Raw genomic sequence first — 11,862 nt, 5'->3', positions numbered from 1 at the left:
GAACATGCGATGAGCATTGCCTGCAAGGAATTCAGGGAGATCGTTACGCGCAGCCTGAGTACGCTGCCGACCCACGCGGACGAGTTGCGCGAACTCGACGCGGCGCTCGGCGATGGCGATCTTGGCATCACGGTGCAAGCGGGCTGCGCTGCGGTTATCAAGGCGCTGGCGGCGTTACCGGGAGAGGCAACGCTTGCCGAGGCGCTGGTCGCCGCCGGCAAGGCATTTTCGACCGCAAACCCGTCGACCTTTGCCGCGTTGATCGGCGGCGGTTTGCTGGCTGCGTCGAAGACGATGGCGGGTAAGGAGGCGATCGGCAAACCCGAGGCGCTCGAAATTGGCCGGGCGGTAGCCGCGAGAATCGCCGAGCGCGGCAAGAGCAAACTGGGCGACAAGACGGTGCTCGACGCGCTGGTGCCAAGCCTCGATACGCTTGAGGCTGCCAACGGCACGGCCGCAGAAACGCTAGCTGCGATGATCGCAACGGCTGAGCAACAGGTTGTCGCCACAACGGATTTGCAATCGCAGAAGGGGCGGGCCGCGTGGGTGCAGGAGCGCAGCGTGGGACATCCTGATCCGGGCGCGACCGCGTATTTGCGGTTCCTGGAGGCCTTGCGGGCGGCTTTGGAGGATTGAGCAGGGCGTGGCTTACGCGGTGTTATTGCGTGCTGGGCCGCGCCCAGATGCGCAGCGCAGACGCGCAGGCCAAATATCCTGTTGCTTCAGCCACTTGATTCAATTGCCCGGGAGTTATCCACATCCTTGCCAACAAAAAGTGGGGATAACTTTTTGTGAATCTGGGCTTGCCCCTCCACCACGGAGACTTATAAAAAACAATATGAACCGTATATACTGTTTATATTGTTTATGACGTGGAGATGACAATGAGTGAAGCCAGCATCAAAAAAGCGGCCAAACGGGCGCCGACTTTGCAGAAGGGCAGCAAGACAAACGTGGTCGCTGAGGACAAGAAATCCGATGCTCCGGTTACTGCAAGCGTGAGCGCAAACGCCAGCGCGGAGCCGAAAGCATCGCGTCGCAAGGCTGCGCCGAAGGCCGAGGCGGCACTGAAAGCCACCCCTGTAGCCAAGGAAAAAGCTGCACCGAAGGCGAAGGCCGCACCCAAGCCACAGACCGCAGCAAAGAAAAAACCCGCAGCGAAGAAGGAAGTCTCAGCAGCAAAACAAGCCGCCCCGACAAACGCCGCTGTAGCCGAAAAGCCCAAGCGCACGAAGAAAGACGTGGTGAAGAAAGAGGTAGAGAAGAAAGAAAAAGTGGTGCGCGACAGTTTCACGATGCCCAAATCAGACTACGCGAAAATCGCCGCGCTCAAGCAAAAGTGCCTGGATGCCGGCGTGTCGGTGAAGAAAAGCGAAGTGTTGCGCGCGGGCCTGCTGATGCTCGAAGGCACCACGCTGGAAAATCTGCTGGCTGCCATTTCGGCGGTTGAGACGGTCAAGACCGGACGTCCTTCAACGACGTAATACGCCAGTGCGATGCGGCGCGTCGGTAACTGAACCGCCTCCCGCGCCACGCCGCACCAGCGGATTATTTGATCGTTTGAATCTGCGCCTGACTCAGCTCCCACGTATGCGGTGGCAGCGGAATGAAGTGGACGGTATCGAGATACGCTTCATTCGTCTCGGACGGGACGATTGACCACAGCAGGAACCGGCGTAGCGCCGCAGCCGTCACGGGATCAGGCTGCTTCGTCGACACCACCGCGTATTCGTAGTTGACGAGCGGGTAAGCACCGGACGCTGGCGCGAACACCAGGCTCAGGCGTTCGTCAGGTGGCGTGCGCGGACCGAGCGAAGCGGCGCCCGCCGTAATCGTGTCCTTGCTGGGCGTGACAAATTCGCCTGCGCCATTCTTGAGCGCTGCCGTGCCGAGTTGGGCGGCCGCCAGCTTGTCGGTGAAGCTGACGCCAACGTAGCCGATCGAATAGGGCGTGTTCTGCAGCGTCTGCACCATGCCCGCATTGCCCACCGCAGTCGCACTGCCAGGCACGCCTGGCCAGGTAATCGTGGTGCCGTATCCATGATCGCTTTCCCATGATGGCGTCGAGTACGACAGGAACTGGGTGAACACGAACGTATCGCCGGAGCCTTCTTGCCGGCGAATCGGCACGATCGCGTGATTCGGCAAGGGCACCCCGGGATTGAGCGCGGCGATCTGTGGCGCATTCCAGTTGCGGACCGTACCCGAGTAGATCGCGGCGAGGAGCGGACCATCCAGCTTCAGATGCGTCGCGTTGAGGCCCGGCAAATTGTAGTTGACGGTCTGCGCCGCAATCGCGAGGGGGACGTTGATGATGTCCGGGTGTTGCCGGATATCGGCGTCGGACATATAGGCATCGGACGCGCCAATGTGTACCCTGCCCGCCAGCACCTGCTGGATGCCGGCCTCCGAGCCGGTCGCGCCAATAGTAATGTGGACGCCGGGATGCGATTTCGTGTACGCATCCACCCACGTCGTGAAGAGCGGGTAGAGCAGGGTTGACCCGGTTTCGTTCAGCGTGAGATCCCCGGCATAGACCCATGTGCTGGTCAGCAGCGTGAGCGCGCTCATGCATAGCACAGCGGCGGCGCGTTGGCCCAGGCGCAGCCGCAGGGCTGGATTTTTTCGGTATTCAGTCATGCATGTCTCCGTGGCAATACTGGGAAACCATCGCGGGTGCGAAAGCATCAGTGAAGTGGATCAACGCGCTTAGCGCCCAATCTCGTCGAGGCTGACACCGTTCGTCTCAATGCGGAACAGCCACGTGACCACTGCTCCGAGAAGCGACGTAGCCACCAGGATGTAGAGGAGCGGGCCGGTACCGATGCTGGTCAGCAAAATCGGGAACAGGAACGCCGTCGCGACCGCGCCGATCTTGCCGACCGCCGCAGCAAACCCCGCACCTGTGCCGCGAATCGCCGTGGGGAACACTTCGCCCGCCAGCAGATAGGTCTGCGCGTTAGGTCCCAGGTTAGTCATGAAGTTGAACAGCATGAAGCCGGCAAAAATAATGACGGTCTTGTTCGAACCGGTGAAACCATCGGAGAACGAAGCAATCAGCAAGCCTGCCGCGCAGCCGATAAAACCGATCACCTGTAGCCAGATCCGTCCGACCTTGTCCGCGAAGATCACGGCAAAGATGATGCCGACGATCAGCAACATGGTGATCAGCGCTGCGCCCTTGGCTGCCAGAATGTCGTTCAGGATCAGGTCGGCGATGCTGCGAACATGGTCAGGCTTGCTGCCGAATGCCGCGCCAAGGATGGTCGGCGTGAAGATGCCGATCCCGTACGTGCCGAGATCCTGCAGAAACCACGGCACCGAAGCGAGAATCGTCGCGCGCAGGTTGCGCTGCGAGAACAGCGCGAGGAAACTCTGCTTGCCGCCGTGGCCGCTCGCGGCCTTATCGATTTCGCGTGACAGGGCGATGCTGGTCGGATACTGCGGACTGCGTACGAGCAGGCGGCGCGCTGCGGCTTCCGCACGATCCACCGCGCCACGGATATGCAGCCAGCTCGGGCTTTCCGTGATGAAGAAACGGCCGATGGTCACCGCCAGCGCCGGAATGATCGCGGTGCCGTACATCCAGCGCCACGCATCGAGGGTGGGTACCGTCGAGAGAACCAGAAAGCCCACGGCCGTGCCGCCGAGGGCGCCCAGCGCCTGGAAGCCGAACGCCGCGAGCACCAGCTTGCCGCGGCTGGTGCTGGGAATGCTCTCCGAGATGATCATGTGGGCGGTCGGGTAATCGCAGCCGAGCGCCACGCCGAGTCCGAACAGGCAGATCACGAGCGAGACGAAGTTGGTGCACATCACCAGCAGCACCAGAAACGCCACGAAGATCACCATCTCCACGATGAACATTCGCTTGCGGCCGAAGTAGTCGGACATGCCGCCCAGACCCACTGCACCGACCAGAATGCCCATCAGGCTGGCGGCGCTGATCAGGCCGTTTTGAGCCGCGCCAATGCCGAACTCGCGCGAGATCAGCGGCAGCGCGACACCTGTCATGAACACAACGAAGCCTTCGAAGAACTTGCCGGCCGCGGCGAGTGACCAGATGCGCCACTGCATGGCTGTCATTGGCACGGAGTGCAGTCGCGTGCCGTCGGGCCACATGGGGTGTTCGTCGATGTATTGCTGGACTGACTTTATGCCAGCGTGCGGTAACCGTTCGGAATCTGCCACGTCGTGCATCACTCGCTCCTTATGGGATTGCCGTTATCGCGCCGGCACAGGAATGCTGGCGGTTTGTCGTTCGTTTGGGTGTGCCGCGGTTCTCAACCTGGACCGCTTGGGCCGCGGGGACCGTTTTGGACGGTTGGACCGCGTGCATCACGTGCTTCAAACTGGCACCGAATTTGCATTCTGCTGGCTGCAATAAGCCGTGCACAGGTCAATAACTCGCCCCCGCGCGGATTTGCGCAGCCAAACCGGTATCGTGTCTTGGCTGGGTGTCGCGCGCGTGACATAAAGCGCAATCGCGCAGCGGTCGCTGCGTAGGACGTCGGTGGGGAGTATTGAAAGATGGCACGCTGCCGGGCAAAATGCCAGCAGAAAAGAGGGGCCGCCCCGGTCAGGATGACGCCAGGCGGCGGCTGGGACGGAGATCCGTCATGCGCGGCTGCTAATCCTCTGACTTGAAATCAGCAAACCGCGAAGCTGCAGAAAATAAGCGCCGGCGTGCACACCCCGACCCGGATCAACCGCGGCTGCCGCGCGAAATCTCTTCGCCCGCGCGATGCGGCAAGCGCCAGGTGACCGGAATCGACGCAAACGAGCACAGCCCCACCACGAGAAAGGCTGGCCAGAAGTCTGTCCACGCAATATGCGAATGACCGTGCAGAACCCGCGAAATTTGCAGCACGATGCCGCCAACCGTTACGCCCAGCCCCAGCGACATCTGCTGAACCACGCTGCCCAGACTCGTGGCGCGGCCTACATCACGGCTTTCGATTTCGGCGTAGGTCAGCGAATTCAGACTGGTGAATTGCAACGCAGGGAAGAAACCACCAAGCAGCACGATGAACCAGATCAGCCATGTCGGCGTGCCCGGGAAGAACGCGCCGCAGATGGCGATCGCAATGCCGGAAAGCGCTGCGTTATAGATAAGCACCGTGCGAAATCCAAAGCGGCGCAATACCGTCGATGCGAGCGTTCGCATGAACATGCCGCCGAACGCCGAGGCGCAGGTGATCAGACCTGATTCGAAAGCGGTCCTGCCGAGCCCTTCCTGCAGCAGCAAGGGCAGCAAAAATGGCAGCGCGCCGAGGCCGATGCGAAACAGCGAGCCGCCGAGCACGCTCGCCTGGAAAGTCGGAATACGCAGAAAGCGCAGATCGAGCAACGGCAACTTGACGCGCATCGAGTAGGGCACATAGATCAGCAACATGAATGCGCCACATACGCACATGCCGACCGCGTTGCCATTCGAAGTCATTTCTCCGCCGATCAGCGACAGTCCCAACAGGAACAGTGCCGCGCCGCCGGCGGACAGAAAGAAGCCGATCCAGTCGAGCGGACCGGGATGCGGTTCGCGCGTGTTGACGATGTGACGGTTGGTCAGATAAATACCGAGAATGCCGATCGGCACGTTGATAAAGAAAATCAGCCGCCAGTGCAGGTAAGTCGTAATAAAGCCGCCTAACAACGGACCCGCCGCTGGTCCGAGCATGGCGGGCACACTCAGGTAGTTCATCGCGCGAATGAACTCGGATTTGGGCACGACCCGGAAGATGATGATCCGCCCAACCGGCACCATCATCGCGCCGCCCACGCCCTGCACGAAACGCGCAAGCGTGAAGGTGGCGAGCGAACTGGATGCAGCGCACAAAAGCGAGCCGGCCACGAAAATGCCGATCGCGGTGCGAAAAATGGTGCGTGCACCGAAGCGGTCCGCGAGCCAGCCGCATACAGGGATGAACACGCCTAGCCCGACCACGTAGCTCGTCACGGCGATCTTCAGCGTGACGGGGTCGCGGCCGAAGTCACGCGCCATCGACGGTAAGGCGGTCACGATTACATTGGCATCGACACTTTCCATGAACATTGCGCACGCAACGATAAGCGGGGCGAGGAGAGCTTTCTGGACAAGTGTCATGGAGTGCAGCGCGCTTACGTGGGACCAGCGGAACCGCGATTATGGCACCGGAATCTTGCGCGATGCGTTGAAGTACTCCCTACACACGCGAATCTGGGGCATTTCGGATGACTATGCGCGGTCGCGGTGTGAGCGCGGCACAAACTCTGCTACCTGTCGGTTGTCTTTCACGCGGCTCGCTTGCCGAGTCATCACGAGGCCACGCATGTTGACGATTTTCATTACCGCTGTGGTCACGCTCATCGTCGTGCTGATCATCTCCAACCTGTCGAGCGGCGAGAAGAAGATCGAGCACAACATCCAGCGGCTCTATCCCAGTGACGATCCGCAATTCGTACGCTCGATGAGCTTGTTGCTCGGGCCGCCGGTCATCTCGGGTAACCGCTTCGAGGTGCTCGTGAATGGCGACGAGATCTTTCCTTCGATGCTCGCCGGCATCCGCTCGGCGCAGAAAACCATTACGTTCGAAACGTTTATCTATTGGTCTGGTGAGATCGGAGAACAGGTGGCCCGTGCGCTCGCCGAGAAGGCACGCGCGGGCGTCGCGGTACATGTGCTGCTCGACTGGGTCGGCTCGTCGAAGATGGATCATCGCTACCTGCAGATGCTGCAGGACGCGGGCGCCGAAGTGTTCCGCTTTCACAAGCCGCACTGGACGGGACTCGGACGCATGAACGACCGTACTCACCGCAAGCTGCTAGTGATCGACGGCCATATTGGCTTTACCGGCGGCGTGGGTATCGCGCCGGAGTGGACCGGCCACGCGCAAGACCCACAGCATTGGCGCGACACGCATTTCCGCGTGGCCGGGCCAGCGGTTGGCCACATGCAGGCGGTGTTCATGGACAACTGGATCAAGGCGAGTGGCAACGTGCTGCACGGGCCGGACTACTTCCCGGAGATAGCGTCATGCGGCGAAGGTGTCGGGCATATGTTCAGCAGTTCGCCCTCGGGCGGCAGTGACGATATGCAGTTGATGTATCTGATGGCGATAACGGCCGCCACTCATACCATTCATCTCGCCAGCGCCTATTTCGTACCGGACAAGCTGACCATCAACGCCATTGTCGAAGCCGCGCGGCGTGGCGTGAAAGTACAGGTTCTCACGCCTGGCAAACGCATCGACACGCATACCGTGCGTGAAGCGTCGCGCGCCTGCTGGGGCGATCTGCTGCGCGCGGGCGTGGAAATGTACGAGTATCAGCCGACCATGTTTCACTGCAAGCTGCTGGTGGTGGATGAATATCTCGTGTCGGTGGGGTCCACCAACTTCGATAGCCGCTCGTTCAAGCTGAACGACGAAGCGAATCTCAACATCTACGATCGCGACTTCGCCCGGCAGCAGACGGCGATTTTTGCCGCCGATCTGCAGAAGTCGCAGCGCATCACGCTCGATGAATGGTTGCGTCGTTCGAGCAAAGAAAAGCTGATCGAAAAACTCGCGGCCTTGCTGGACTCACAGCTTTAATCAAGGCCGCGTCACCTTTAGACAACCAGCGGCGGAATACTCGTTCGCTTCGTAAAGCGCGGCTCGCTGCGCCACTGGGTGGCCTGCTCGAAGGCGTACCCCAGCCCGAGGATGCGCGCTTCACTCCATGCCGGCCCAACAAACGACAAGCCAACCGGCAGACCGCGGACAAGCCCGGCAGGCACTGTCAAATGCGGATAGCCGGCCACCGCCGCGGGCGTGGAAAATCCATCGCCAGCGCTGTCGCCGTTGATGAGGTCGGTGAGCCACGCGGTGCCGCCAGTGGGCGCGACGATCGCATCGAGGCGCTGCTCGCGGATCACGCGATCAATCCCGTTGTCACGCGCGCCCTTACGACAGGCCGCGAGCGCCTGCAAATACACGTCGCTATCGAGCCCGCCCAGCGCCTCTGCCTGGATGAACAACTCCTGGCCAAAATACGGCATCTCGCGGGCGTGCTGCGCTTCGTTGAAGGCAATCAGATCAGCCAGCGTGCGAATCGGCGCGTGCGGGGCGAAGGTCGCAAGCCATAGCGGCAGATCGTTCTTGAACTCGTGCAGCAGCACCGCCTGCTCTTCGGTGTCGTAGCTCACCTTCGGCAGATCGATTGGGTCGATCACCTCGGCGCCCCGTAGCGTCAGTTGGGCAATGGCGCGCTCGATATGCTGATCGACTTCATCGTGCCCAGTGAAAAACTCGCGCGCGACACCAATCCGAGCGCCGCGCAGCGCGTCCTTGTTCAGCGCGCCGAGATAGTCGCCGGGTGCGGGTGCGCCCAGCGTGGCCGGATCGCGCGGATCAGTGCCGGCCAAGGCGGTCAGCAGCAACGCGGCGTCGCTGACTGTGCGGGTGATCGGGCCGGGTGTGTCCTGCGTATGCGAGATCGGGATAATGCCGTCGCGGCTGATGCGCCCAACCGTGGGCTTCAATCCGACGACACCCATGATCGAGGACGGCGAGACAATCGAGCCGTCGGTTTCGGTGCCAATCGCCATGCGCGTCAGGCCGGCCGCGACCGCCGCTGCCGAGCCGGAACTGGAGCCGCTGGTGGAGCGGTCCAAAGCATACGGGTTGCGGGCCAGGCCGCCACGGCCGCTCCAGCCGCTGGCGGAGCGGCTCGAGCGGATATTGGCCCATTCGCTGAGATTGGTCTTGCCGAGAATCACCACGCCGGACGCCCGCAGGCGTTCGACCAGATACGCGTCGCGGGTGGCGCAAATGCCGTCGAGTGCGAGCGAACCGGCCGTCGTCGCCATCTTGTCGCCGGTGGCGATGTTGTCCTTGATAACGACCGGCACGCCATGCAGCGGGCCGCGCACAGTGCCAGCAGCGCGCTCGGCATCGAGCGCATGGGCGATTGGCAGCGCGTCCGGATTGAGTTCGATGATGCTGCGCAGTTGCGGACCCTGGCGGTCCAGTAACGCGATCCGCTCCAGGTAGTGTCGGGCGGTCCGTGTGGCGCTGGCGGCATCTGGAAGTGCTGTTTCGGCCTCAGCGTTGGCCACGCCGGGCGCCTGGGCGCGAGCGTTCTTCATGGCGAAGGCGGAGGCGAGCAAACCCATTGAAGCAAAGAAACGACGTCGTCTCATAGTGTGGTTCTTGTTGAATGTGGACGCATTATCGCAGCGGACGAGCGGGCGGGCAGGGGCCGTGTCCTGTCCTGTCCGGCATGGGCTGCGGCTGCATGGTTCTACCAGATTGCAATCGCGCGAGGGTACCTCAACAAAATTCGCTGCCGGTGTTACCAGTGTCTAAGCTAAACGACGTGCGTGAACCCGAGTGCGATGCCGGGAGCAAATATTGCATCGTCTGCGTGGCCGGGACACGGCAAGGCGTGTCCATTCCTAACCGTGGAGACCTTCGATGTCGATATCGCTAATCTGCCGTGGCATGTTGCGGACGGTGCTGACATCCGCTGTGCTGGCTTTACCTGTTGCTGCCTGGTGTGCAGATCCCGCACCGGCCGCGGCGGCTGCTTTCGAAAGCTCGCCGTCGACCGCTGCCGCGCCTGTCCCCGCCGGTGATGACACCTTCCTGCTGACGATTTTCCTGCGCCACGACGAATCGAAGCCGCTGCCGAAGATCAACGACGAGTTGCGCGCGCAGGGCTTCTTCAAAGCATTTCCGCCGCCGGGAATTGAGGTGGTCTCTTGGTACGTGATGATGGGCATCGGCCAGGTCGTGACCTTACGGGTCCCGGCGAGCCGGCTGCGTGAAGTCAACCGTGCGATCGAAAACACGGCCTGGGGCGGCTATCGCACCGAGTTCTATCCGACCTACGACTACAAGGCGGTTGCGCAGCAGATGCGGGAGACTAATGGCAAGTAGAGCGCGCGCCTTAGTTTCCCTGCCGGCTCGAAGACGCTGCCTACCGGTTCAGCGGGTCGTTGGAGCGGTGCGCTTACGCCTTGGTACTCGCTTCCGCGTCAGGTTCCTCTTTGCGAAAACGCGGCTGGATGGCTACCAGCTGATCATCGGATGTGGCAACGAGCCAATGGCGCGCGCCTTCCACCATCAGCCGGTTGTGATCCTTCAGCGAGCCCATCGACACAGCCGTCTTCCAGACCACCGGCGCGACCCGGCTGGTGCGTCCCGACGGTCCGCCCACCAGCAGGCAATACGGACCCAGCGGTAACGAGACGAGCGGCAACGCTGGCTTGACACGCACGCGCCAGTCGATGAACGGCGCATCGCCGAACAGCAGCGGCCCAGGCAACCCGTATAGCACTGTGAAGTCGTAGAGCGCCAGGTGTTCCCGCATGCCCGCATAGTGCTGCCGGATATCACTCACCACGGCCGCGCGGATCTCGTCGTCGAACATGGCCTCTTGCGCATAGCGCTCCTGCGCTTCGAGCGCCTCCCGCTGATAGGCGCTGAATACAGCCAGTTCCATGCAGTCTTGTGCCGCGCGCTGGACGTCTGCCACGGAGCCGGCTTCTTCCGGCTTGCCCAGTTGCGCGGCCTTCAGGAAACGCGCAAGCGCTGCCTCCTGGATCGCAGGACCCTCGACTTGCGGATCGTCGACTGCGTCCTTGCCGAGTGGAACGTAGAGGTATTTTTCGGCGGCGAAGCGTGACTTCTTGCCGTCGTCGAACTTGATCTCGCCATCGTGGCAGTCCAGGTAACGCGTGCCAATCCGGCCATGCTCCCACACATAGTTCTTGAGGAATGGGCGCGACGGATGCAGCGTCTCGTGGTCAGTCATGGACAACTCCAATGCCTCAGTGGGGTGAAGGAGGGGCGGGCGCGCGGTGGCGTCCACTCATATCCCGTTGGTTCGCATCATGGCATGGCCGTCGCGCTTGCGCTCGGGTGAGTAGGTGAATCCGTGCGAGATTTTCGAGACGGCGGGATTGGTGCACCTTTGGCGCATGCACGCCGACGGTGGAAGCGCAGCTAGCGCGCCCGCATCAGATCCTGTTGCAACCGCTCGGGCAAGTAGGTGCGATCGCCGAGCAGTTCCTCGGTAGCCTGCGCGAAACGTTCGATCAGAAAATCCAGCAGCGCCCGCACACGCGGCGGCATATAGCGATTGCCGTGGAACAGCGCGTGCACGCCCGCCTCGTGGGCACTCCAGTCAGGCAGCAGAATGCGCAGCGCGCCGGCGCGTACGTCGGCGGCGATATCCCAGATCGACTTATGCGCGATGCCATGTCCGGCCAGCGCCCACGCCCGCGACAGCGCGCCGTCGTTGGTCTCCCAGACCCGCTCGGGAGGGGCTGTGTAGGTCATGCGTTCGGCGTCGCGTACAAAGTGAAATTCGTTCAACGGGCCGGTCGAAGTCACCAGCACGACGAACCGGTGCTGGGCGAGGTCGGCGGGGGTTTGTGGTTCGCCGTGGCGCGCCAGATAATCCGGCGATGCACAGAGCACGCGCCGGTTCGGCGCGAGTCGGCGCGCCACGAGGGTGCTGTCGAGCGGCAGGCCGAAACGGATCGCCAGATCGATGTCTTCCTGCAGCAGGTTCGACACCGAGTCTGAAAGGCTCAGCGCGTAGCTCACCTCGGGATGCAGACGGCTGAATTCATCGAGCCAGCGGTACAGCAGATTACGGCCGAAGTCCGAGGTGGCGGAAATCCGCACCTTGCCGCGCACCTGGTTTTGTCCTGCTTGCAAGGCGGCTTCGGCGTCGTCGATGGCTTGTAGCGCGATCTTGCAATGCTGTAGGTAAAGGCGCCCCTCGTCAGTGACGCGCAACTGGCGTGTGGTGCGCTCGAAGAGCCGCGCGTGCAATGCCGCTTCGAGCTTGAGCAGCCGCGCGCTGGCGGCGGCCGGTGACAACCCGAGCTTGCGC

General features: G+C 62.0%; 10 protein-coding genes. 4 read left to right on the top strand and 6 right to left on the bottom strand.

Annotation, left to right across the window (positions count from 1 at the left end; all coding sequences use genetic code 11):
• The first annotated feature begins 9 nt into the window (after positions 1 to 9).
• Together WCA85_RS06540 and WCA85_RS06535 are read left to right on the top strand one after the other, a co-directional pair.
• The gene (locus WCA85_RS06540) at positions 10 to 636 is read left to right on the top strand and encodes a DAK2 domain-containing protein (protein WP_424062354.1); all 627 of its coding nucleotides are present in this window, start codon (positions 10 to 12) and stop codon (positions 634 to 636) included.
• 248 nt (positions 637 to 884) lie between these two features.
• Entirely contained in the window at positions 885 to 1,484 is a 600-nt protein-coding gene (locus WCA85_RS06535; protein WP_424062353.1) for a hypothetical protein, read from the top strand.
• Between the two features lie 64 nt (positions 1,485 to 1,548).
• Here WCA85_RS06535 and pstS read toward each other — a convergent pair whose 3' ends face one another.
• The 3 genes from pstS to WCA85_RS06520 all read right to left on the bottom strand — a co-directional run bounded on the left by pstS (position 1,549) and on the right by WCA85_RS06520 (position 6,100).
• Positions 1,549 to 2,640, bottom strand: coding sequence for a phosphate ABC transporter substrate-binding protein PstS (pstS, locus tag WCA85_RS06530; RefSeq protein WP_424062352.1), 1,092 nt, complete (start codon positions 2,638 to 2,640; stop codon positions 1,549 to 1,551).
• Positions 2,641 to 2,709: 69 nt separating this feature from the next.
• Positions 2,710 to 4,197: an MFS transporter gene (locus tag WCA85_RS06525; RefSeq protein WP_424062351.1), complete on the bottom strand. Its 1,488-nt coding sequence runs from the start codon at positions 4,195 to 4,197 to the stop codon at positions 2,710 to 2,712.
• Between the two features lie 505 nt (positions 4,198 to 4,702).
• Entirely contained in the window at positions 4,703 to 6,100 is a 1,398-nt protein-coding gene (locus tag WCA85_RS06520) for an MFS transporter (RefSeq protein ID WP_424062350.1), read from the bottom strand.
• Positions 6,101 to 6,305: 205 nt separating this feature from the next.
• Here WCA85_RS06520 and cls point away from each other — a divergent pair, with 205 nt between their 5' ends.
• Positions 6,306 to 7,568, top strand: coding sequence for a cardiolipin synthase (cls, locus tag WCA85_RS06515; RefSeq protein WP_424062349.1), 1,263 nt, complete (start codon positions 6,306 to 6,308; stop codon positions 7,566 to 7,568).
• Positions 7,569 to 7,585: 17 nt separating this feature from the next.
• On the opposite strand, the gene WCA85_RS06510 is transcribed toward cls, so the two are convergent.
• Complete coding sequence (locus tag WCA85_RS06510; protein WP_424062348.1) at positions 7,586 to 9,157, bottom strand: amidase; 1,572 nt, start codon at positions 9,155 to 9,157, stop codon at positions 7,586 to 7,588.
• Positions 9,158 to 9,431: 274 nt separating this feature from the next.
• Here WCA85_RS06510 and WCA85_RS06505 point away from each other — a divergent pair, with 274 nt between their 5' ends.
• Positions 9,432 to 9,896: a hypothetical protein gene (locus tag WCA85_RS06505; RefSeq protein ID WP_424062347.1), complete on the top strand. Its 465-nt coding sequence runs from the start codon at positions 9,432 to 9,434 to the stop codon at positions 9,894 to 9,896.
• A 73-nt stretch (positions 9,897 to 9,969) separates the two neighbouring features.
• Here the strand turns inward: WCA85_RS06505 and WCA85_RS06500 are convergent, their stop codons facing one another.
• Complete coding sequence (locus WCA85_RS06500; RefSeq protein WP_424062346.1) at positions 9,970 to 10,773, bottom strand: hypothetical protein; 804 nt, start codon at positions 10,771 to 10,773, stop codon at positions 9,970 to 9,972.
• Between the two features lie 191 nt (positions 10,774 to 10,964).
• On the bottom strand, positions 10,965 to 11,862 hold an 898-nt coding region (locus tag WCA85_RS06495), incomplete at its 5' end, for a LysR substrate-binding domain-containing protein (protein ID WP_424062345.1).

Source organism: Paraburkholderia sp. (assembly GCF_049581445.1).
Lineage (GTDB): Bacteria > Pseudomonadota > Gammaproteobacteria > Burkholderiales > Burkholderiaceae > Paraburkholderia.
Note: the sequence above shows the minus strand (reverse complement) of the source record. Positions and strands in the feature narration are given on the sequence as shown.

Excerpts from the sequence above, each read along its gene's own strand:
- WCA85_RS06500 (WP_424062346.1), bottom strand. The coding sequence starts at position 10,773 with ATGACTGACCACGAGACGCTGCATCCGTCGCGCCCATTCCTCAAGAAC.
- WCA85_RS06510 (WP_424062348.1), bottom strand. The coding sequence starts at position 9,157 with ATGAGACGACGTCGTTTCTTTGCTTCAATGGGTTTGCTCGCCTCCGCC.
- pstS (WP_424062352.1), bottom strand. The coding sequence starts at position 2,640 with ATGACTGAATACCGAAAAAATCCAGCCCTGCGGCTGCGCCTGGGCCAA.
- WCA85_RS06520 (WP_424062350.1), bottom strand. The coding sequence starts at position 6,100 with ATGACACTTGTCCAGAAAGCTCTCCTCGCCCCGCTTATCGTTGCGTGC.
- cls (WP_424062349.1), top strand. The coding sequence starts at position 6,306 with ATGTTGACGATTTTCATTACCGCTGTGGTCACGCTCATCGTCGTGCTG.
- WCA85_RS06525 (WP_424062351.1), bottom strand. The coding sequence starts at position 4,197 with ATGCACGACGTGGCAGATTCCGAACGGTTACCGCACGCTGGCATAAAG.
- WCA85_RS06505 (WP_424062347.1), top strand. The coding sequence starts at position 9,432 with ATGTCGATATCGCTAATCTGCCGTGGCATGTTGCGGACGGTGCTGACA.
- WCA85_RS06535 (WP_424062353.1), top strand. The coding sequence starts at position 885 with ATGAGTGAAGCCAGCATCAAAAAAGCGGCCAAACGGGCGCCGACTTTG.
- WCA85_RS06540 (WP_424062354.1), top strand. The coding sequence starts at position 10 with ATGAGCATTGCCTGCAAGGAATTCAGGGAGATCGTTACGCGCAGCCTG.